Consider the following 21,522-nt stretch of genomic DNA (forward strand, 5'->3'; position numbering starts at 1 on the left):
CTTACCTGGTCTGCCTGCTGCCACGGCTTCAGATCCTACACACGTCGGAAACGCATTCCGGTCAGATCTTCATGCCGCAAGTGAATTCCTTCCTCTTCATCTTCGTCGTCGCGCTCGTTCTATACTTCCGCAATTCCAGCGGCCTGTCCGCCGCATACGGCATCGCCGTCACCGGCGAGATGGTGATCACTTCCGTGCTTCTCTTCGCCGTCATGCTGCGTGGCTGGAACTGGAAGCCCGTTGTCGCAGCGGCTGTGATTGCACCGCTCTTTATCATCGACGTCGGCTTTTTCGCCGCAAACGTCGCCAAATTCGCGGACGGCGGTTGGGTGCCCGTCGCAGTCGCCTGCACGATGGGACTTATCATGCAGACCTGGATGGCTGGGCGTCGCCTGCTTGCGGCCCGCACCAAGATGGACGAGGTTCGGTTGGCGGCGGTCATCGACAAGCTCGCCCAGAAGAGACCGCCGACAGTCCCAGGAACGGCGATCTTCCTCACCAGCGACGTCGAGGGGGCGCCAACCGCGCTGCTGCATAGCCTCAAGCATTATAAGGTGCTGCATGAGCAAAACGTCATTCTCAGCGTCGTGACCGCGACGAAACCCTTCGTCCCGGACAATGAGAAGATCTTTCTGGAAAGCTTCAATCCGCTGTTCAGCCGGCTGATTATCACCTTCGGTTACATGGAAACACCGAACATCCCCCGTGCTCTCGTTCTCGTCCGCAAGCTCGGGCTCAAGTTCGACATCATGTCGACGTCCTTCTTCCTTTCACGCCGTACGATCCTGCCTTCCAAAAAAGGCGGCCTGCCTTTCTGGCAGGACAGGTTGTTTATCACGCTGGCTCAGAACGCCGGCAATGCAACGGACTATTTTGGGCTTCCGACCGGCCGGGTCGTGGAACTCGGACTTCAAACGACGATCTAATGCGTCTCGAGCGCCCGATATGGACCATTTCCTCGAGGCAATCCTTAGCCGTCGGAAATCGGCAGAGCGGGACTTGAAGCGTGACGCAGCCCTGCGGTAGACGCCCCGCCCGAGGATTGGGAGATGACAGACCGGGATCGCCTTCGCTTCTATCTTGCGATCGCCGCGCTTGCGGTGATCGCCATAGTCCAGTTTGCGGTTATCGGCCTTGGCATGGCTGGATGGTTTTCCCATCACTGATATCTCGCGGTTCAATGAAGCGTCGCTGTGGTTGGAGCGTTGACCTTCGTCGCATCCAGTCCGACATATGTCCCGATCAGCATCGTCGCGATATCACCTTCGGAACGATAGCCTTCATTGAAGAGCGCGATCGCCGCGTTGCAAAGCACGTCCGAGGCACCATCGTCGTGCTCTAGTTCATAGTAGCGGTACCAGCGCTCGACCGCTCGCGAGAGCATCTTCACTTTCTCGTCATAGGGCTAGCGCTCGCTGCAAATCATCGTGCTCGAACGCACTGGCCATACGGTTGATCTCTGCCGACCGCGCACCGACTGCTTTTGCGGTCTCGCGCCACGTCGCGGTGGAGGTCGCGACTTCCTTGATGATAGCGCGTGCCTGTGCGAGGGTGAGCGCGAAGAATCCGGCAGCTTCTTCCAGCAGATCAAGCGAGCAGGTGCCGTCATCAAGGTCGATGTTAGTCGTCAGGATGCGTGCTTTGACGTCTGTAGGCACCGGGTTGAGGTCATAGGCAGGGGACAACGACCAGCCGCCTTTGCCAAGCCACAGAAAGCCGTGATTTCGCAGGTGGTCGTCGACGTTGGAAATCAGCACATTGAAGGCGACGCGGCGATAGAGCGCTTGGGCATCGGTTTTTCCCTGTGCGCCGTGCTCGGCCAGGGCGTCCACGATCTCCGGGTAGCTGCCACGCTCGCCGTCCATTGCGCCCATCATCGCCATCGCGGAAAGGAATGGAAGGCGGATACCAAAATCGCGGTCGAAGCGACGCGAGAGCATGACCTTCTTTCCGCCGACGTCAATGAGTTCGTGTAGGGGAGTGACTATGCCGGCTTGTTCAGCCAGTCGCATAGCAATCTCCTCCCATGTCTCTATGCTGTAATCGTCGGTTTCCTTAGGAAACTTGGCGATCGAGAGATGGCCATGTTGATCGATGACAGAAGCCTTCGGCCGCGCTCCACCAAGCGACGAGCCAGGTGCGAAGATAAGTTGGAGGTCTTCGTCGGTTTCCTCATCGCGCAGGATGCGTTCGGTGATCTGCAGCAGGCGGCCGAGCTCGATGAGGGCGGGGACGCCGGCGCGGGCCGGCGCTTGGAATTGCTCCTCGCCAGCCCAGCGAAAGCGGAGCGCGCCGAGCCGTGTCTCGTCCGCGACGCCAAGCAGATAGTCGCTTTCGGCCAGTGTGCGAACGGCCCGGCCATCACGCTCAGCCGTACGCCGCTCCGAGCGTTGCATGAGGCGCCGACCCCAGGTATCGGGCGCAGAGTCGCCAATGGAGCCAAAGGTTGCAAGGCCGGCAGGTGGCGCGAAAGCGCCCCGGGTCAGGGCTAGCGCGGGCTCAAGCGAGAAGCGGTCAGTGTCCTCAAGCCAGGCTCGGTCATACTCGAACATGATCGTCTCGGCACCACGCACGCGATTACTCCGCGCCAGCCCGATCGGACGGGTGCGGCCGTGTAAGTCGAGATGAACTTCGAAATCAGCCATCACGCGACGATCCCGGCGATCGCTTCGAGTGGGCGTGTTTAGGGAGTTGCGCACTGGCGAGCGACTGACCGACGCTGTCGTTACTGATGTCGGCGACTTGGCTCAGTCCCTCTAGCAAGCCGAGTGCCTGTAGAACGCCTGCGTAGATGCCGATGCTGACATTGGTGTCCCCGGCTTCGATCTTTTGAAGCGTTGAGCGTGAGGTAAAGGCACGCTCGGCCACAACAGCCATAGGCAGGCGGCGACGCCGGCGAGCGTCATGTATGTCTGCACCCAGTTTGCGCAGCGCGCGCCGCACAGCGGCCGGAGGATTATGAGGTGTTGGCATTTGCCACCTTCGCACTACATATCGCACTAGGTATGTAGCACGAAGCTTACAATTGTTCCAGAGGAAGTTCAGGGCACGATCAGATCGCTTCGTCGTGCCTACGCCAAGTTGCGCGTTGAGCCCATCCTGGTCCCATTAATGCGGAACCAGAAGCAGCTAATGTTACCTAATAGCGGCTTATGCCACAGAGTTTCAAGCAAATCAGCGCCTTAGGCCAAGTAGGCTTGGGTTCGAAGGTTCTGATCTCATCAAGGCGTGGGATCGAAACTGCTCCGGTCCCCAGGAGCAGTCTATTTGGGCATTCAGTTGGGCCTGTTGACAAAAATGTATAGCCAAGCGCCCGCCTTTTCGGCCGCTGCCCTCAGGCGCTTGTCTCTTGTCCATAGGGCCGCGCGCCGGTCGCGAAGTACTGATGCCAGCAAGTGTGGCGATCGATCATTGTCATTGGCACGCCGTACGTCGCGGCGTATGCAATTGCCGAAACAGCGGTTCGTATTCTTCGCGTCCTCCATGGCGCGCAGTAATGGCCAGACACTTTGCCAACGCTCCAGGCTGTGTTCTCGATGCTGGGTATCAACGGGTCGGCACTTTTCAACGCGAAGGCATTTTGCCTGCGATCTCGCGTTCGGACGGCGTCATACGGATTTGCGACCCTTATATTATTCTAACTGTTGTTAGTGGTGTTTAGCGAATATGGTCGCGGTGCATTGGCGGTCGCGACCGTCTCGATTTCTTCAAAATGCGTTTTATTGACGGGGCGTAAATGTCGATTTCCGATCACCAGCAACACGAGGCCCAGGCCCAGCTCCGTTTGCGACAGCTGGAGGCCGACATAGAAGCTGCGCAGCACGGACATAATGCTGCAGCTTTCCTCGCAGCGATCGTCGAATCCTCCGACGACGCGATCGTTAGCAAGAGCCTCAGCGGAGTCATCACGACTTGGAACAAGGGCGCTGAGCGTCTTTTCGGTTATATGGCAGACGAGGCTGTCGGCAGCCCGATCACGATCGTCATTCCACCCGATCGCCTCGACGAGGAACCCGCCATTCTCGCCCGCATCCAAGCCGGCGAGCGCGTCGACCACTTCGAGACGATACGACGACGTAAAGACGGTACCCTGATCGATATTTCTCTTACCATCTCGCCTATTCGGGATGGCAACGGAAAGATCATCGGCGCATCGAAAATTGCCCGCGATATATCGGAGCGTAAGCGCGCCGCCGAGCGTCAGGAACTTCTAATGCGCGAGATGCATCACCGGGTAAAAAACCTGTTTGCCATTACCGGCAGCATCATCACCCTTGCTGCAAGGACGGCAAAGACGACTGCCGATCTCGCTGCGGGGATGAAGGACAGGTTGATGGCCCTCTCTCGGGCGCATGAGATGACATTGCCGAGTTTGAACGGTGAAGAGGCGACCGGCGCTCCGGAGACCACCCTCTTTCAGCTTCTGTCGAATATTCTCGCGCCCTATGAGCGGGACGGTGCCAATCGTTGGCAGCTGATCGGAGATGACATCGACATCAGCGGCACCAAAATTACAAACTTCGCGCTGCTGTTCCATGAATTCGCGACTAACGCCGCGAAATATGGAGCGCTGTCCGTCGAAGAGGGAAAGCTGGAGATAGCAGCGGCGGTGAAGGGCGAGACCCTCGAGATCGTCTGGCTGGAGAGCAGTGGTCCTCTACAGCCTACGTCAGAGCCACGTTCGATCGGTTTTGGAAGCCGGCTTGAGCAGATAATCGGAAAGAGCGTCGGGGTCGATATCTCGCGCGAGTGGATGCCTGATGGACTCTCGATTCGACTGTCCATCCCCCGCCGCGTTATCAGCGACTAAACGAGGCAGCGCAGCCAGCCTCGTGTCAAAACCGGCCGGACCGAGTTGCAGGACGTTGGCGCCGATCGCGTCGACGCGTTCAAGGCGGGATGGTAGGATCCTGACATGGGTCTTCATCGAACCACGCCCGACCTCCACCGCCAACTGATGGTTGGGTGCAGCTGCGGCAGGGGCTTTCCGTCCTTCCAGGCAATCGAGCCCGTCAAGTTGGTCCCCTCAAGATTTTTCGTAGCTCTTCGGCTTGTATTCACGGGCTCCGACGGCGTCACAGGAACAAAGGGATGAAATGGGCGTTCGCAGACAGTCATTCCGCACGCAATTCGCGAGGAGGCGTTGCTGGGCGCTGATCTTGGCATTTGATGGACACCCGATCGATCGAAAAGGCGCTTCTTGGGGGATACGACTGAGCGGCCGATCCGGGTTCGCCGGACAAGAGGCGTGCGACTGGTGCCAAGTCTTGCTCGCCGCGCGGCGGCATCGGCTGCTGCTGCTTGCGGCTTCGTCGCGGCCACGTCTTCGCCCAGCCGATGCTGATTGTCGAGATCGAATTCCGGGGCTGGACCGACGACGGCGAATGCGTCACGCATCCTAAAACACCTTGCGCGAAGTTCAGGATAATGCAGTCGTTTATGAGTTGGATCGAGCTGGTGGCAGAAGCCGAAAACGAGCAATTTTTTTCTGCCGCCACTCTTGAATCCGAAATTCTCAAAAACCAAATCGATTGCCGCCAGCTGCTGAATCAGGGCTGGCCTCGCTGGGAGCGCCGCTTTCGGCGCTTCCATATCCATGTTGCTCAAGGAGGATATGGCTATGGCAACATCTTACGACTATGCACCGCTCTACCGTTCGAGCGTCGGCTTCGACCGAGTTTTCAATCTTCTGGAAAACGCCCAGCGCGCCCGGTCGATCAGCGACTGGCCGCCCTATGACATTGTCAAGACCGGCGACGACACCTACCGGATTTCGATCGCGGTGGCAGGCTTCGCCCGGGACGATCTCGACATCACCTTCCAGTCCAACCTTCTGACCGTGACCGGCAAGAAGCAGGAGGCGGCTGCCGAGGGCTACCTGCATCGCGGTATTGCCGCCCGGCCGTTCGAGCACCGGTTCGAACTCGCCGACCATGTCAGGGTCAACGGAGCGGATCTGAACAATGGTCTCCTGTCGATCGATCTGGTTCGCGAGATCCCGGAGGCGTTGAAGCCGCGAAAGATCTCCATCCAGACCGAGCCTGCTCTGGTGCCTTCGGCCGCCCCGGCGCAGATCGAGGCGCAGAAGGCAGCTTGACCCGCATTGACCGCAGAACGAGGGCGCCGCCACGTCGGCGCCCCATCAACATTCCGGGTTGGGAAGGAGAGAGCGATGAAACCCGATATGTTTAGACGGCCTGTTTCCATTCTCGTTGGCCTTGGCTACCCAGCGGAGGTTCGCAACGTCATGGATGCCTACCGGCATCTTTCCGAGTGGCCGACGTCACTCAGGGACAGCGCGCATGCGATTGCCCTCAAAGCCTGCAGTGCGGCACTGTGTGGCGAGATTGAAGCAGAAACCGCGCGTGGCCTGTTTTTGGCCTTCGCCGAGAAACACGATCTGCTGGCCCCGGACACCAATATGTTCGCGGCCTCACGCTTGCGGCGTGACCGGGATCCACACGTACAGTGAGGCGGTCCGATGACGTACGACATGTTGCAGCAGGCGGCCAGCAACGCGATGGCGATGGGACCCGCGGTCTTGCTTCAGGGTATGCAGCTTCAGCGGCCAATCGATGTGGTGAGAGAGCCGGCTCTTTCCGTCGATGATAAGCGGGCGATCCTCGCGGCCTGGGCCTCCGACTTTTACGCTATCGACTCGAAGCCGGCCCTGCGGCAGGTGCCGGGAACGCCAGAGCCGATTTCGATCGATGAGGTACAGTTCGCGCTGAAAGAACTCGATCGGCGCTATGGTGTCTGACGGACTGCGCGTTCAAGCGGCCTGCTTCTTGGCGAGCCGCTTGATCGCCTGTTCGAGGGAACGCCCTGCCGACCGAAATAATCCTGCCAGGCGCTCGCCGCACCTCCCCCGCGGCAGGCTTTTTCGTTTTCGGCGCCTTGGTCCTGTTAAGTTTGAGATCGAGTTGCGGGCTCCCCTCGGTCCCGGCGCTGGACTGCTCGTCGGTCAGCGACGAGAGCGAGACGCCGAGCAAGTACACGGACAGCTTGAAGTGCGTAGGTGTGTTGTCCCCGCGCCGCTGAACACCGCTTTCAGGCCGCGCTCGGCCAGTATCAATACCCGAACGGACAGCCTTCTCCTAGAAGCCGCATGTTCCGCCCATCGCATTTCACCGCGTCGCCGTCGACGACGGGTTCACCCGGCTGCCGGTCGCGAGAGTTCACGAGCTAATTCCAAGAACGCTCTGACTCCGGCCGAGAGGTTTCGGCGCCCGGGATAATACAGGCAAAGCCCTGGATACGGGGGCGTCCAATCTTCCAGAATACGGATGACGCGCCCCGCCTCGATTTCCGGAAGAATGTCTTGTTCAAAAATATAGCCGACGCCGGCACCTTCAAGCACCGCAGTCCTTGTCAGGCTGGCTTCATCAAGCGCAAGCGGTCCCCGCACATCAATCTGCACTTGCTCGCCGTCCTTCTCAAAACGCCATCTAAACAAGGAGCCGTCCGGCAACCGAACACGAATGCATCTGTGATTGAGAAGATCAGGAGGAACCACGGGCTTGCGATGCTGCTCGAAATACTCAGGAGAACCAACCACGGCGTGTCGTTGAGGGCGGCCGAGCGAAACGGAGATCATGTCGCTGGGAACGAGGCCTGCAACCCTGACACCCAGATCGAAACCGTCCTTGACGATATCGACCATTTTTCCTTCGGTGACGATATCGATATTCATGTCGGGATAGCGGCGCAGGAACTCAAGCACGAGCGGTGAGATGATGGCGCGCGCGGCAAACGGGGCGGCGTTGATCCTTATCGTTCCGGAAGGTGTCTCGCGTTGCGAGCGTACCAGATCCAGAGCGGCATGGAGGTCCTGGAGCGATGGCGCGACCTGCTGCACAAAGATCCTGCCGGCATCTGTCAGCGACACGCTGCGCGTAGTGCGGTTGAACAATCGCACACCCAGTCCCGCCTCAAGCCTGCCTATCGTGTGGCTCAGCGCGGTCGTGGACATGCCGAGATCGATGGCGGCTGCGCGGAATGTCCCGCGCCGCGCGATCGCGGCGGCCGCTTCGAGTTCCTTCAGGCTGGCCTGTTCCATTGTCCCGATCTGTTCAATATCGCATGCCGGTTTATCCCACTTATTCGTGCAATGGTCGAGCGCTAACTATCGGGTCAGATCATGAGGAGAAACAGGATGGATATGCCCGATATTGTGAACAATTACTTTGACGCAGACAGCCGCAGCGACGTGGATACGCTGTTGAACACCTTTGCAATTGAAGCGGTGGTCGAGGACGAAAATGCGCGTCATCATGGCATTGTTGCAATCCGTGGATGGTGGGTGGCTGCGAAGAAGGCCACCCAATACCGTGCAGAACCCGTGGAATTCATGGTTGAAGGCGACAAGGCACTCGTCCGGGCGAGGGTGAGCGGCCACTTTCCCGGTAGCCCGGTGATGCTCACCCACGACTTCACCATCAAGGACGACAGGATCGTCAGGCTGGAGATCCGTTCATGACCGACTTTCTCAACCTGAGGGGCAAACGTGCCCTCATTACGGCTGGAACCAAGGGTACAGGCGCCGCGACCGTCAGACTGTTTCGGGAACTCGGCGCGCAGGTGCTGACGACAGCGCGGGCCCGCCCGAAAAACCTGCCGGAAGAATTGTTCGTCGAGGCCGACCTGACCACCGAAGAGGGATGTGCAATCGTCGCAGAGGCCACGCGGCGGCGCCATGGCGGCGTCGACGTCATCGTCCATATGCTGGGTGGCTCTTCTGCAGCCGGAGGCGGATTTTCTGCATTGTCGGAAGACGACTGGCATAAGGAGCTGTCGCTCAACCTCTTTCCGGCCGTTCGCCTGGATCGGCAACTGGTTCCGGACATGGTCGCTCGGGGAAACGGTGTGGTGGTGCATGTGACATCCATCCAGAGGGTTCTGCCGCTTCCGGAATCGACGACTGCCTACGCTGCAGCCAAGGCAGCACTTTCCACCTACAGCAAGGCAATGTCGAAGGAAGTGTCGCCAAAAGGTGTTCGCGTCGTTCGGGTGTCGCCAGGCTGGATCGAAACGGAAGCTTCGGTCCATCTTGCCGAGCGCCTGGCGAAGCAGGCGGGAACTGACCTTGAGGGAGGCAAAAAGATGATCATGGACGGGCTGGGCGGCATTCCGCTGGGGCGGCCGGCAAAGCCGGAAGAGGTCGCAAACCTCATTGCCTTCCTCGCCTCCGACCGCGCTGCGTCGATCACTGGTACCGAATATACAATCGATGGAGGGACAGTGCCAACAGCCTAGGCGCCGACATGCACGGCAAATCAGGTCGGCGCATCCCACCCGCCGATCTGGGAGTAGATCGCGTTGCGCAGATAACGCACGTCGCGGTTCAGAGCGGCCAAGTCCTGCGGTGTCTGGGTCGAGGCAGCAAGCAAGGTATCGCTGAGACAGCCAGCCTTGTGCTGCAATGCCCGGCCTTCGTCGGTCAAAGCAATCAACACCTGGCGCTCGTTGCTCAGGTTTCTCGTCCTGCGCAACAGGCCGGATATCTCAAGGCGCTTTAGAAGCGGCGTCAGCGTGCTGGATTCCAGGGCAAGGGCGTTGGCAATGGCACCCACCGTCTGCCCATCTTCGCTCCACAACACATTGAGCACGAGGTACTGCGGGTACGTCAGGCCCAACTCGTCGAGAAGAGGTTTGTAGGCGCGCTGGATTGCAATTCCGGCAGTGTAAATCGCGTAGCACAGTTGGTCGTGCAGGGGGGGTGGGTCGTTATGGCGTTCGGTCATTCTGAGCTCCTGTGGATCTCTATATAACCTATGCAACAGCAAAATTAAATATCGCGATAAGAATTATCTTGACGCGCCATCTAAAGTCTGGCAGCTTATGTATATCGCGATAACAGTTATCGCAATTAACGAGGAGACAGCCATGACACGCATGACCACGACCACCGTAGCCGCAATTGCTGCTGCAGCCTCACTGTCCGCAGCCGCATTGCCGGCGAACGCCGGCGACACCATTCCTCAAGACCAGTCCGTGAAAAACGTTGTGCTCGTCCACGGCGCCTTCGCCGACGGCTCTGGCTGGAAGGGTGTTTACGACATTCTCACCAAGCGTGGATATCGCGTCAGCATTGTTCAGAACCCCCTGACATCTCTCGAAGACGATGTCGCGGCTACCAAACGTGTGCTGGAACGGCAGGATGGTCCGGTCATTCTCGTTGGTCATTCCTGGGGCGGCACGGTCATCACGGAAGCTGGAATTGATGCAAAGGTTGCAGGCCTCGTTTACGTCTCGGCTCTCTCTCCTGATGCAGGCGAGACAACGGCTCAACAATACCAAGGATTTGCTCCCGCATCGGAATTCGTCATCGAGACCACGAAGGATGGCTTTGGATATGTCAGTCCGCAAAAGTTCAAGGCTGGTTTCGCTCATGACGTCAGCGATGCGGATGTTGCGTTCATGAGGGATGCGCAAGTCCCGATCAACATGTCAGCGTTCGGCACGAAGCTCGAACATGCTGCCTGGCACACCAAGCCCAGCTGGGCTGTGATTGCTACCGAGGATAAGGCATTCGATCAGGCCATGCTGATCCACATGGCGGAACGCATCAAGGCGAAGATCACCAAGGTGTCAGCGAGCCACGCCCTGTTCATGACGCAGCCGACGGTGGTCGCGGATACCATTGCTCAGGCAGCCACGGCTGTCTCAGCGAAGAAGTAATGACAGACGCAGTTTCATCGGGACAGCCCGCACTGTCCCGATGACGACGAGCAAGGGCTGTCGAACCGAGCGGGGTCGGGCAAAGCGAGCACATAAAAGGCCGCACGATCTCGGACAAGGATCCATTGCCCGATTCCCCAACACTTTTGCAATTTTCCTCAATCCATTCACGGAGGTAACCACGTGAAGCCGAATAGTCATGACAAGAAGGCACCCGAAAATCCGCCCATTCCTCAGAGCGAGGTCGATGTTGTTTTCGACTTCATCGTCTGCGGCGCCGGGTCCAGCGGCTCCGTTGTTGCCGCACGACTGGCAGAGAATGAAAACGCAAGTGTCCTGCTGCTGGAGGCAGGCGGGGACGATGCGGCCGAGACCGTTACAAACCCTGCGCAGTGGCCGCTCAATCTCGGCTCGGTCCGGGACTGGGGTTTTGTCGGACAACCGGCACCTGGCCTGGACGGTCGACGTCTTCCTCTCAGCATGGGCAAAGGGCTCGGTGGCGGTTCGAGCATCAATGTCATGGTGTGGGCCAGAGGACACAAGGGAGATTGGGACTACTTTGCCGCTGAAGCCGGCGATGACGCGTGGGGCTATCAGTCCATCCTCGGCTACTATCGCCGGATCGAAGATTGGCAGGGCGCTCCGGACCCAGCGCGTCGCGGCGTGGGAGGACCGGCCTACGTAGCGCAGCCGCAGGCGCCCCAACCGATCGCGGGGGCCTTGTTGAGTGCGGCATCCACTATCGGCATTCCCGTCTACGATAGCCCGAACGGTGAAATGATGGAGGGCCCGGGCGGCGCATCTATCGCTGAGCTGCGGATCCGGGATGGCAAGCGGGAGTCTGTCTTTGGATCCTATGTCCGCCCGCTCATGTCGCGCCCAAACCTGACTGTGCTGACCGACGTACTGGTCACGCGCCTCATTTTCGATGGCAAGCGCGTGACGGGGGTCGAGGTTCTCATCGATGCTCAGCGGCATCAATTCACGGCGCGTTGCGAAACGGTACTGTCGCTAGGCGCGATCAACACTCCGAAATTGTTGATGCAGTCCGGCATAGGTCCGGAAGATGAGCTGCAAGCCCACGGCATTCCCGTGGTTCAACACTTACCTGGCGTTGGGCGCAATCATCAGGATCATCTCGCATTCGGGTGCACGTGGGCATATCGAAAACCAGAAGCCGTCGGTGGTAGCGGCTGCGAAGCAAAACTCTACTGGAAAACCGACTCGCGGCTTGCGCAGCCGGACATTCTTCAGTGCCAGTTGGAGTTCGCTGTGCCGTCCCCGATCGAGACGGGCCTCGAAACACCGCAACATGGCTGGACGATGTTTAGCGGTCTCGCCCAGCCAAAAAGCCGTGGTCGACTGCGGCTCTCCGGCCCCAATATAAATGACCCTATCCTGATCGAACCGAATTCTCTCAGCGCGCCGGAAGACATGGCGGCTGCCTTGGCTGCGGTGGAATTGTGTCGCGAACTCGGAAACAGTGATGCCTTCTCGCCACTGGTGACAGACGAGGCGGCTCCGGGCGGGCGCGACCGATCGGGGATGATCGACTTTATCCGGCGTTCGGCCGTGACCTATTGGCATCAATCCTGCACAGCCAAAATGGGACGCGACAGCATGTCGGTGGTCGACAGCGAGCTCAAGGTCTACGGCATCGATGGCCTGCGCATCGCAGACTCCTCGATCATGCCGCGGATCACAACTGGAAATACGATGGCACCTTGCGTTGTCATCGGAGAGCGGGCGGCTGATCTCATTCGGGCGACGCATAGCCTTCCGAACTTGAGCGGAGGACTGGCTTAGTCCATCATGAAGAGATTCATGTGAAGCTCGGCGGCCAGCCTAAGCGGGCCGCCGGCGTTTGCGTTAAACGGGCGACGGATCGTAATGGCTCAAGAGCTGAAACCCGCCCAGTGCGAAAACGGTTATGGCAGTCCGCCGCTTTCATCGCGTTCAATGCCCTTGCCGACGACCCTGACAGGCTGCTGCGGCTTGTGAACAGTTACTCTGTTTGTGGGATGGTTCAGATGTCCCGATAGCTTCCGGTGATCCACTCAGAGATGAGCTTCCCATAGGTCTCAGCTGCATCTTCCCAGACGAAGTGACCGGCCTCGATCACTTCGGCGCGGCAATGCGGCATGCGATGATTTAGAAACTGCCCGTTCGATGGCGGAACGTACGGGTCGTCCTTTCCTGAAACCACCAATGTCGGTGTCGCTATCGTCGGCAACAACTCCGCCAATCGGGGAAGGTCGCGACGATAGGCGCGCACAAAATCCGCGACCTCGTTCCAGCGCTGCCCTTTGGAAGACGCCCGGTAATCCTCCAGAATGACCTCCGGGATGGGGCCCCGCGCCATGGTCTTGGCCAGCTGATAGACCTGTTCGCCGCCATCCGAGCCGGCAAAGTCGTCCCTTGATGATCCTACAATTTGCCGCAACGGTTCGCCCAGAAGCTCCAGACTGATGCCACCGCTGCCGCCGACGATGCTTTCAAAGCGCTCCGGATTGCTGCTCGCAGCGAAGAGCGCCGCCAGCGTACCGACATCCGGCGCAACGACATGCGCGCGTTCGATGCCAAGCTCATCCATCGTCCGGATGAGGAACTGACCCATCGTCTCGGGCGACATCAGATCCGGCCTGCTCTCGGACATGCCGAAGCCTGGAAGATCGACCGCCGTGACGGGACCCAAGGCGCAGATCCGAGGCCAGACGAGATTGAAGGCATAGATACTCTCGGGCCATGGCGCTGTGATCAGTACCGGCAGACCTGTGTCCGAAGGCGACCGGACCAATCGGATCTTAAGGCCGTCGATGTCAACAAAGGAGGCAGTTCTCGGCATCAGCAATTCAGTCGTCATAACGGAGATCCTTTTCGATGCGCTAACCCCATCCGGTCGCCTTCGTCATTGCGGACAAACAACCGTTGTGATTGCGGCCAGTGTCTGGTGGTCACGTTTTTCCTTGCTCGAGGACAGTTGCTTCGAGCAATGAGCGCGTCCTGTTCCCCGGAGCCGCCACTCACACCGACCGCTCCTGCGACGTGCCCTTCCAGTTCGATCGGAAGGCCGCCGGGAAGGATGACATATTTGCCGGCGCAGGCATTCCCGACGGTAAAGAGACCCGCGCCCGGCTGGATCATCGGGACGAATGCGGCAGAGGACGCATGAAACGATCGAGCCGTCTCAGCCTTGCCAAAGGCCAGATCGAACGCCCCCGGCCAGGCGCCGTCCATACGCGCCATGGCGATCTGCTCTCCGCCGCGATCAAGCACGACGATGGCCACCCGGACGCCGATCTCGGTCGCCTTGGTCTCTGCGGCCATGATCGCTGCCATGGCGACGGCCAGACTGACTTCAGGAACATACATCACGTTTTCCTTAGGGGCGGGCAGCATTGCTATCGCCGACTGGCGTTCAGCGCAGCGTTATGTCGGAAAGGTCGATCGACACGACGAGAGGTTCCGGAAGCGATGTCCCGTCGGCCTGACGCGGAAAAATGCGCCGTTCGGTTGGGAATTTGATCCCCGATACCGTCGTGTAGCCGTCGATGTAATGGGCACCCGGCGTGTTGCCGGCGATTTCCACGTCGTAGTCGTGCCGTTTCAGCAGACCGTCCGCATCCACGTAAAGCGTCTGGACGGTGCTGTGGGTTGCGATTCCCTTCGGGAACGTCACCTTGAGACGCTGCCAAGTCTCCTCGTTCTCGCTCCAGTCGGAGAGCTGTTCGCTAACGACGCCAGGAGCGGCCAGAAGGAACGGCATATTGAGATAAGTCCACATGGCAATCCCGACAAAGTAGGCTAGCTGCGGGTCCGTCCACGGCGTCTCGAGCGTGTGGCCGGCGAATGAGGCGCGGGGGGCTTCCAGTTCCTCAAGCACCCGACCCGAGCTGTCCTTGATCTCAACCTTCTCGGGCCGGAACAGAGTAACCTTGCCATCGGCTCCGAACGGATGGTGGGACGCCCATTCATCGCCCAACCAGACCGTGACATTGGTCTCGCCGAGTTTGCCGCCATGGCCCTTGAGGTCCCAGAGCGCACCGCCCTGCTTCAGATGCGCAGTGAGGCCGGTGAATGTCTTCCAGGTGTCGAGGCCGCCATGGGCATCGATGATCTTCTGCGCAAGCGTGTTCATGAGAAGGCCCTTCGAATGGATGCGGATGAGCGTTCAGGCGTTAAGGAAGGTCTGGACGTGCGCGACGAAGGTGTCGGCGTATTGGAAGAGAGCGCCGTGGCCGGAGTCTGGATAGATGATCAATGTTCCGCTGCTCATGTGCTTGAACATCTCGTAGGCGTTGACTGCCGGAAACATCGTGTCGTCGCTGCCATGCACGATAAGGGTGGGCTGGCGGATGGCCTTCAAGGCTGCGTGGTCGGCATCTTTGTTTGCACACCACGCGATGATCGCGGCCGCCTGCGGGTTGCTCACGGCATCACCGCTTTCGGGGTCGCGGCCTTGGCTGCGGGCGGCCGCGCGGTCGACAAAGGCGGAACCTGCGGCTTGGCTCGCCTTGCTCGGCGTAAAGAAGAGGGGAAGGCGCACGTCCCGGGCGTTTTTCGAAAATGCTTCTTGAACCACCTGCAGGAGATGTTCCTCACCGCCTCCGGGGGCGGAACCTGCGACAACGAGCTTCCGAACCTTGACCGCCGAACCGGCAGCGATCACCTGGGCGAGGAAGCCGCCGAGCGAGAACCCAAGAAGGTCGACTTCGGTCAGGCCAAGCGCCGCCATGAAGCTTTCGGCATCGGCAGACATCTGCTCGACGGTGTCGGGAACGTTGCCGGTGGATGTCCCCACGCCTGCATTGTTGAACACGATGACAGGCCGGTCGGCGGCAAGCGCATTGACCACGCGCGGATCCCAGGCATCCATGGTTCCGGTAAAATGCTGCAAGAAGACAAGCGGAACGCCACTTTCTGCTCCAAGCTTGCGGTAGGCGAAGCGGATGCCGCCAGCTTGAACGTGGAGTGTCGGGGCCGTCTCGAGGGTCGTGCTCATGATCAGTTCCTTTGCGTCATCCGTTGCTGGATGTGTGTTCGTAGAGGATAGGTTTTGGCAGGCCTGTTCAGAATGACGTAAAGACTGCAATTCAGGACGTGCCTGGCGATACGGCCGCCAGCACATCGAGAAGCACGAAAGTCGTCACTTGTGCATCGCCTGCAGGGCCGAGGTGTTGAGGCTGCCGACGGCGGCATAGGGGTTGGGAACCATGCCGATGGACTTGCGGGTCGCGGCAAAGACATCGGCTGTTTCGCCGGTCGCAGCGGTGGCGGCCGGAGTGTCGATACGAGGGGTCATAGGATTGCTCCTTTCGAGCTGTTTCCGTGGCGAAATGATCGCCGGTGGGCGAGGGGATGAGGATGTGGCGATTGCTGTGACAGGAGGAAAGCGTCCGATCTGTCGATCGCAGTCATCGCTTGCTGACGAAGACGGCATTCACTGCGAAGGCGACGAGTTCCGCCGGGGCCGCCAGTAGGCCGATATCCCAGATGACGCCCATGCCTAGGACGGCTGCGCCAAGCCCGATTCCCACGGAGAACCAAAATACATAGTTGACGTGTTGAACGCCAATGGGCTACCGCCGGTACGGCCATGCGGAAGTCCTCGGCCATGACCGGCAAGAGCGGCGCGATCATGAAACCCTCGGTGCCGATGGCGAAGCTCCCGAGCGCAAGGAATCCCGCGCGAACAAATCCATCGTGGGAGGTGTGGGCGAGCGACGCAGACATGGCTTTCAAGCTCCTTGACGTCAGAGCCCGCCGTCTGCGGGCTCTGGCACTGACGGGATGGAGATCTCAGAAGGGGATCGGGTTTGCGGCGATCTCGGCGTTAAAGCCATTGACCAGCGCGTGTTCGTTCAGACCGGGATTGTCACGCAGCGCGCGGATTCCCTCGACGAAAACCTCCGGCGCATCGGTCGCAAGACCCTTCATGGTTTCCACGATGAAGGCATTCAGCGGCATGGCGCGAGGATCGCCGCTCTTCTTGATGAGATCGGTATCGACCCACGGCGGCGCGATTTCCTGCACGGTGACACTCGTATCTCTCAGCATGAAGCGCTGCGACAGAGAGTAGGAATGCAGCGCGGCCTTCGCGGCCGAATAGACGGCGTTGGTCGCAATTGGCACATAGGCAAGGACGGAGGTGTTGTGGATGATCGTCGCGCGCGGCTGGGCCTTCAGATGCTCGATCAGCGCGGACGTCAAGCGTATCGGGCCAAGCAGGTTGGTGTCGAGAATCCGGCGCGACACGCTGTCATCGATGGTCGCGGAAGGATCGTCGAACGGCATGATGCCAGCATTGTTGATCAAGACATTCAGTGTGGGATAGTCGTGGACCAGCTGTGCTGCGATACGGTCGATGTCGGCCGCGTCCGAGATGTCGAGCTCCACACCATCGATGCCGGGGTTGGCAGAAGCCACTTGATCAAGCAGAGCCTTGCGCCGGCCGGCGATGATGACCTTGTTGCCAAGCACATGGAATGCCTCGGCGAGCGCCCGGCCAATACCGGAGGTTCCGCCGGTGATGAAGATTGTGTTGCCGGTCATCTGCATGGAATCGTCCTTCTCTTTCAAATCTCGTGCCGCCATGGCGCCGTCGATGGGTTCACTATGCGTGCTGACTGTCGCGGCTCAAATGACATAAAAACGGCAAATCAGGACATGGGCCTTTTGACGACATAAAAGCCCGGCACGGGGCCGGGTATTGCCTAGAACGGCTGTGACGTTGCGGCCTCAGGCGAGGAGAGATAGATCTTTACGGCAAAATCCTCGATCTCCTGAAACAGGAATGCGTGACCCGCATCAGGATAGAGGATCAGCCTGGCGTCCGGCGCCTGCTGTGAGTGAACGAAGGAGAGGCATCACGTCATGGGCGCCTGGCGACCAGGATCGGCATGCGCGGATCCTTCGCCTTGGGAAAGAACGCGCTGCCAAGTGCAGATTGCTCTGGGTGAGGAGAGCTTCTGTGGTTAACCACGGTCGTCCTGGACGGGCATGCGCCGCAATCCTTGCAATCGACGCCTTGCCACAGAACACCCCAGCCGGATAAAAATTCGTCGCGTCGTTGACCCCGCGTGTCATGACCTGATGCTGAAGCGACAAGCCGGACGATTACCTCAGTCGCGACAGCTGCTATTCCGGCAATCGTTTCGGGGGCGCGCCCTTCGGATCGGCCCACGCCTGCGCTATCAAAGTGGATGACTCGTCGATCGGCGGAGAACGGCAAATCCGGTCATGCCGCCGCGCTGTCTTCCATCAGTTTGAGGCTGCGCTTCAGGCTGGCGGGCGGCTGCCCGTAGCTGCGCAGGAAGGCACGGCGCATGCGGTCGCGGTCGGCAAAGCCGGTATCACGGGCCACGATGTCCATCGGATGCCGGCCCTCTTCAAGCATAACGCGCGCAGCTTCCAGGCGCAGCATCTCGACGGCCTTGGCCGGTGACTGACCGGTTTCCTCACGGAAAATCCGGCTGAACTGACGGGGCGACAGGCTGGCTGCTTCTGCAAGTTCCTCGACCGAGAGAGGATTGCGCAAGTTCTCCCGGGCATAGGTCAGGGCACGCTGCACCCGGTCGGATCGTGGCTCCAGTTCCAGAAGCGCCGAGAATTGAGATTGGCCGCCGGGGCGCCGATGATAGACGACGAGTTTGCGGGCAATCGCTCGCGAAAGGGTCGATCCATGATCGTCCTCGATCAGCGCCAGCGTCAGGTCGATGGCCGAGGACATTCCGGCTGAGGTCCAGATATTGCCGTCGCGGATGAAAATTCGGTCCTCGTCTACGGTAACTTTAGGAAATCGGAATCTGAGGTTGGGTGCATGCGCCCAGTGGGTGGTGGCGGTGCGGCCGTCCAGCAGACCGGCCTCAGCCAGCACGAAAGCACCGGTGCAGACGCCGGCAACCCTGCGTGCCTCCTTGCCGGCGCGCGCCAGATAGCCACGCAGCCCTGAGGAGATGGGAGAGGGAACGAGTTCGCCCGCCACCATCAGCGTGTCGGGCATGACGCCCAGCGCCACGGTCTCGATGCCCGTGTTCATCGAAGACCTGACAGTGCCGCCGTGTTCCGATAAGACGGTCAACTGATAACCTTCTTCGCCGAGTTCGGCATTAGCGAGTTCGAAGGCAGCAAGGGCCGCCAGCCCCATAAGCTGAAACCCGTCTTCAAGGATCAGGCCAATCCGTCGCATAGAATTCCTTTCCACATGGCAAAATGACGATAGCCAAGTCATTTACGTCAATCAACACGACCGGGTCGGTGTTGATATCGAGCAACGACCATATTGTGGCTACTAAAGAGTAGATTTTTAATAGTTGAGCCGAGCAACGGTTCGTATTGGCTCTGGAGCGGCAATTCACCAGGCAACTTTCAGTCCGAGGTGGGCAATGTGGCGGCCGGTCCGCGCACGAGCGCCTGGGTGCGTGTTTCCAGCAGACAAAGCCTCGCGATGCGATGGCAGTGTCGTGATAACGCGGCAACAAGGCAGTGCTATTGCCTAATGTTGCCTAATCGCGGCAAGCCGAACTAACGCGTACCCCGCGCCGCCAACTTGATTCAAAAGGTCTGCTCTCATTTCCCTGTCGGTGACGACCTTGATTTTGGTCCATTTGTCTATCTTGGTATCGAGCGGTAGAGGCAGGCCCTCTCGCAGCAAGAGGGTAAGCTCAGGGGCTCTTTCCGACTTATAGATGCAAATCCTCATCACACGGCACCCCAACTGCACAGATTTGTAACAGTTATATTGCAGTGCGTTATCAGCTATTGCAATGCCGCAAAATACTTCTCCGCAAATGTGCCGAGGTATGTTTCCGTTCCGCTGTACATACGCCGCCGCTTCGTCCAGTTATGAGCCTGACATAATGGTAGAACACTCAGCTTTCAGCACTTCGCAAGCTGGTATCGTACACTACTCGCCGTCAACGCATCTGGCGCTGGTATTGCGTCTGCAAGGCAATCACGCAGATCGTCCCGTATCGCGATGCGCTTGTCGCCGAACTCAAGCTTATCCCGACGGACAAGGTCACCACAGGACAAGCGGGCATCATAAGGCATGCCACGTGGTCAACGCGTTTTTGGAAGCCAATCCAATTGAGGTGTTAACCAATGGCTGCTTAATACGCCCACGATTCCAACTTTGAGCCAGCATATCAATCGGGAGCTGGCGGTACTTTCTAACACAAGGCCAAAAAGAACGGAGTGCCGATGGCGGCACCCCCAATCAGAACTCACATGCAAACTAATTCGATTTGTTACGCCGCTCTCTCTTCTGCGGCGTTCGGTCTCCACTTGATGAGCCGGCCTTCCAGAACATCGAGAATTCGATCGATGATGAGCACGAACATGGCCAGGATGATGATGCCGGCAAACACCCCCACCGCGTCGAAGTTGCCTTCCGCCTGCGCGATCAGGTAGCCCAGTCCTGCAGAGGAGCCAAGATACTCGCCAATGATGGCGCCGACGACCGCGAAACCGACGGAGGTACGAAGCGACGACAGGATCCAGCTTGCTGCTGCGGGGAAATAGACATGCCGCAATAGATCGGAAGGTTTGGCTCCGAGGATCCTTGCATTCGCGAGGACCACCGGGTTGACTTCGCGGACGCCCTGCATGGCGTTGAAGAAGGTAATGAAGAAAACAAGTGTTACGGCAAGCGCCACCTTCGACCAAAGGCCGAGCCCGAGCCAAAGAACGAAAATCGGGGCAAGCACCACGCGCGGAACGGCGTTGAGCCCCTTGATGAACGGGTCGAGGATCCGGGCGGCGCTCCGGCTGAGACCGAGCCATACACCAGCGGCGACACCAAGGCCCGTGCCAATGATGTAACCGAGCACTGTTTCCGTCAGGGTTATCGAGACGTGCTTGTAAAAGCCCGGGTCAACGATCCAGCTGACAATCTGATTGAAGATATCGAGTGGCGCCGGGAAAAAGAAGACATCAATGAAGCCGGCGGTCACGCCGAGCTGCCAGCCACCGAGGATAAAAACCAGCATACCGAGCTGGATAGTGCGTTCAGTCCCGACGTTCATAGCTTTTCTCCACTTCGCCACGTAGGGAAGCCCAGATATTGCGATACAGATCCATAAAGCGTGGATCGAGTTTGATCTCTGCCACATCCCGTGGCCGCTCGAGATCGACCGGGAAACTTTCGATGACCCGCGATCGAGGGCCGGCGGCCAGAATGGCGACGCGGTCTCCCAGCGCGATGGCCTCTTCAAGGTCGTGCGTAATCATGACCACGGCGCGGCGTTCTTCCTGCCAAAGGCGCAGCAGTTCATTCTGCATAAGGTGCCGCGTGTGGATGTCGAGCGCGGAGAAGGGCTCGTCCATCAGGATCACCTTCGGACCGGCAATGAGGGCCTGCGCCATCTGGACACGTTTACGCTGGCCGCCGGAGAGTTGGTGCGGATAGCGGTGTTCGAACCCCTTCAGCCCGACCTTGGCAAGCCAGCTCATCGAACGCTCACGGCGCTCAGTGGCTCCAACACCCCTGAACATCAGGCCGAGCTCGACATTCTCGATGGATGTCTTCCACGGAAGCAGCGCGTCCTGCTGGAAGAGATAGCCAATGTCATTCTGCACGCCCTTTACCGGCGTGCCGTCGATCGTCACCGTACCGCTCGCGGGTTTCAGAAGACCTGCGATCGCGTTCAAAATAGTGCTCTTGCCGCAACCGGTCGGGCCGACGATGGCGAGAAACTCGCCATCGGCAACCGTGAGGTTGACGTCCTGCACCGCGACATAGGAACCAAATGACATTGTCACGGCGTCGATCGATACCATCGACTTTGCATTTTGCTGTCCCGTCGGGATAGGCATGGGGTTTACGACAGCCAAAGACATGGC

General features: G+C 59.3%; 22 protein-coding genes and 2 pseudogenes. 9 read left to right on the forward strand and 15 right to left on the reverse strand.

Translation table 11 applies throughout. The features are described from left to right. Positions 1-8 precede the first annotated feature (8 nt). Positions 9-926: pseudogene (locus EEQ99_RS02425) on the forward strand (KUP/HAK/KT family potassium transporter); the annotation flags it as partial. Positions 927-1,177: 251 nt separating this feature from the next. On the opposite strand, the gene EEQ99_RS02430 reads toward EEQ99_RS02425, so the two are convergent. The 4 genes and pseudogenes from EEQ99_RS02430 to EEQ99_RS35000 all read right to left on the reverse strand — a co-directional run. Beyond that, positions 1,178-1,384: a hypothetical protein gene (locus tag EEQ99_RS02430; RefSeq protein ID WP_097596206.1), complete on the reverse strand. Its 207-nt coding sequence runs from the start codon at positions 1,382-1,384 to the stop codon at positions 1,178-1,180. A 13-nt stretch (positions 1,385-1,397) separates the two neighbouring features. Beyond that, positions 1,398-2,645 (reverse strand): type II toxin-antitoxin system HipA family toxin, encoded by a 1,248-nt coding sequence (locus tag EEQ99_RS02435; protein WP_127429974.1) that lies wholly within the window; start codon positions 2,643-2,645, stop codon positions 1,398-1,400. Then, a complete protein-coding gene (locus EEQ99_RS02440; RefSeq protein ID WP_127429975.1) occupies positions 2,638-2,973 on the reverse strand; it encodes a helix-turn-helix domain-containing protein in 336 nt (111 codons plus the stop codon). The genes EEQ99_RS02435 and EEQ99_RS02440 overlap by 8 nt, the downstream gene beginning before the upstream one ends. Positions 2,974-3,275: 302 nt before the next feature. Continuing rightward, positions 3,276-3,398: pseudogene (locus tag EEQ99_RS35000) on the reverse strand (type II toxin-antitoxin system VapC family toxin); the annotation flags it as partial. A gap of 338 nt (positions 3,399-3,736) precedes the next feature. Here EEQ99_RS35000 and EEQ99_RS02455 point away from each other — a divergent pair. From EEQ99_RS02455 to EEQ99_RS02470, 4 genes are all read left to right on the forward strand, one after another. Continuing rightward, entirely contained in the window at positions 3,737-4,810 is a 1,074-nt protein-coding gene (locus EEQ99_RS02455) for a PAS domain S-box protein (protein ID WP_127429976.1), read from the forward strand. An 810-nt stretch (positions 4,811-5,620) separates the two neighbouring features. Further along, positions 5,621-6,097 carry an Hsp20 family protein gene (locus tag EEQ99_RS02460; protein WP_097623335.1) on the forward strand — a complete coding sequence of 159 codons (477 nt, stop codon included), beginning with the start codon at positions 5,621-5,623 and terminating at the stop codon, positions 6,095-6,097. A gap of 75 nt (positions 6,098-6,172) precedes the next feature. Then, complete coding sequence (locus EEQ99_RS02465; protein WP_097623336.1) at positions 6,173-6,472, forward strand: DUF982 domain-containing protein; 300 nt, start codon at positions 6,173-6,175, stop codon at positions 6,470-6,472. Positions 6,473-6,481: 9 nt separating this feature from the next. Next, positions 6,482-6,760: a hypothetical protein gene (locus tag EEQ99_RS02470; protein WP_097623337.1), complete on the forward strand. Its 279-nt coding sequence runs from the start codon at positions 6,482-6,484 to the stop codon at positions 6,758-6,760. A gap of 393 nt (positions 6,761-7,153) precedes the next feature. Here EEQ99_RS02470 and EEQ99_RS02475 read toward each other — a convergent pair whose 3' ends face one another. After that, the gene (locus EEQ99_RS02475; RefSeq protein WP_127429977.1) at positions 7,154-8,059 is read right to left on the reverse strand and encodes a LysR family transcriptional regulator; all 906 of its coding nucleotides are present in this window, start codon (positions 8,057-8,059) and stop codon (positions 7,154-7,156) included. 96 nt (positions 8,060-8,155) lie between these two features. On the opposite strand from EEQ99_RS02475, the gene EEQ99_RS02480 reads away from it, so the two are divergent. Beyond that, the gene (locus EEQ99_RS02480; RefSeq protein WP_127429978.1) at positions 8,156-8,479 is read left to right on the forward strand and encodes a nuclear transport factor 2 family protein; all 324 of its coding nucleotides are present in this window, start codon (positions 8,156-8,158) and stop codon (positions 8,477-8,479) included. Further along, the gene (locus EEQ99_RS02485; protein WP_097623339.1) at positions 8,476-9,255 is read left to right on the forward strand and encodes an SDR family oxidoreductase; all 780 of its coding nucleotides are present in this window, start codon (positions 8,476-8,478) and stop codon (positions 9,253-9,255) included. Before EEQ99_RS02480 ends, EEQ99_RS02485 begins: the two co-directional genes overlap by 4 nt. A 20-nt stretch (positions 9,256-9,275) precedes the next feature. Here the strand turns inward: EEQ99_RS02485 and EEQ99_RS02490 are convergent, their stop codons facing one another. Beyond that, positions 9,276-9,743 (reverse strand): MarR family winged helix-turn-helix transcriptional regulator, encoded by a 468-nt coding sequence (locus EEQ99_RS02490; RefSeq protein WP_097623340.1) that lies wholly within the window; start codon positions 9,741-9,743, stop codon positions 9,276-9,278. A gap of 142 nt (positions 9,744-9,885) precedes the next feature. On the opposite strand from EEQ99_RS02490, the gene EEQ99_RS02495 reads away from it, so the two are divergent. Together EEQ99_RS02495 and EEQ99_RS02500 are read left to right on the forward strand one after the other, a co-directional pair. Next, on the forward strand, positions 9,886-10,680 hold the full coding sequence (locus tag EEQ99_RS02495) for an alpha/beta fold hydrolase (protein ID WP_127429979.1): 795 nt from the start codon (positions 9,886-9,888) through the stop codon (positions 10,678-10,680). A gap of 183 nt (positions 10,681-10,863) precedes the next feature. Next, entirely contained in the window at positions 10,864-12,486 is a 1,623-nt protein-coding gene (locus tag EEQ99_RS02500) for a GMC family oxidoreductase (protein WP_127429980.1), read from the forward strand. A 220-nt stretch (positions 12,487-12,706) separates the two neighbouring features. On the opposite strand, the gene EEQ99_RS02505 is transcribed toward EEQ99_RS02500, so the two are convergent. The 9 genes from EEQ99_RS02505 to EEQ99_RS02555 form a co-directional block, all read right to left on the reverse strand. Then, entirely contained in the window at positions 12,707-13,525 is an 819-nt protein-coding gene (locus EEQ99_RS02505; protein ID WP_244604765.1) for an alpha/beta fold hydrolase, read from the reverse strand. Between the two features lie 14 nt (positions 13,526-13,539). Then, a complete protein-coding gene (locus EEQ99_RS02510; protein WP_127429982.1) occupies positions 13,540-14,052 on the reverse strand; it encodes a GlcG/HbpS family heme-binding protein in 513 nt (170 codons plus the stop codon). A gap of 46 nt (positions 14,053-14,098) precedes the next feature. Beyond that, positions 14,099-14,818 carry a hypothetical protein gene (locus EEQ99_RS02515; RefSeq protein WP_127429983.1) on the reverse strand — a complete coding sequence of 240 codons (720 nt, stop codon included), beginning with the start codon at positions 14,816-14,818 and terminating at the stop codon, positions 14,099-14,101. 33 nt (positions 14,819-14,851) lie between these two features. After that, on the reverse strand, positions 14,852-15,682 hold the full coding sequence (locus EEQ99_RS02520) for an alpha/beta fold hydrolase (protein WP_127429984.1): 831 nt from the start codon (positions 15,680-15,682) through the stop codon (positions 14,852-14,854). Between the two features lie 144 nt (positions 15,683-15,826). Further along, entirely contained in the window at positions 15,827-15,982 is a 156-nt protein-coding gene (locus tag EEQ99_RS02525; protein ID WP_210212240.1) for a hypothetical protein, read from the reverse strand. A 497-nt stretch (positions 15,983-16,479) separates the two neighbouring features. Further along, a complete protein-coding gene (locus tag EEQ99_RS02535; RefSeq protein WP_127429985.1) occupies positions 16,480-17,238 on the reverse strand; it encodes an SDR family oxidoreductase in 759 nt (252 codons plus the stop codon). Between the two features lie 679 nt (positions 17,239-17,917). After that, positions 17,918-18,868 carry a GlxA family transcriptional regulator gene (locus tag EEQ99_RS02545; RefSeq protein WP_097623345.1) on the reverse strand — a complete coding sequence of 317 codons (951 nt, stop codon included), beginning with the start codon at positions 18,866-18,868 and terminating at the stop codon, positions 17,918-17,920. Positions 18,869-19,928: 1,060 nt separating this feature from the next. Next, a complete protein-coding gene (locus EEQ99_RS02550) occupies positions 19,929-20,705 on the reverse strand; it encodes an ABC transporter permease (RefSeq protein WP_097544138.1) in 777 nt (258 codons plus the stop codon). Continuing rightward, positions 20,689-21,519, reverse strand: coding sequence for an ABC transporter ATP-binding protein (locus EEQ99_RS02555; RefSeq protein ID WP_097544139.1), 831 nt, complete (start codon positions 21,517-21,519; stop codon positions 20,689-20,691). The genes EEQ99_RS02550 and EEQ99_RS02555 overlap by 17 nt, the downstream gene beginning before the upstream one ends. Between the last annotated feature and the right edge of the window lie 3 nt (positions 21,520-21,522).

It is taken from the genome of Rhizobium anhuiense, assembly GCF_003985145.1.
GTDB classification, from domain to species: Bacteria; Pseudomonadota; Alphaproteobacteria; order Rhizobiales; family Rhizobiaceae; genus Rhizobium; species Rhizobium anhuiense.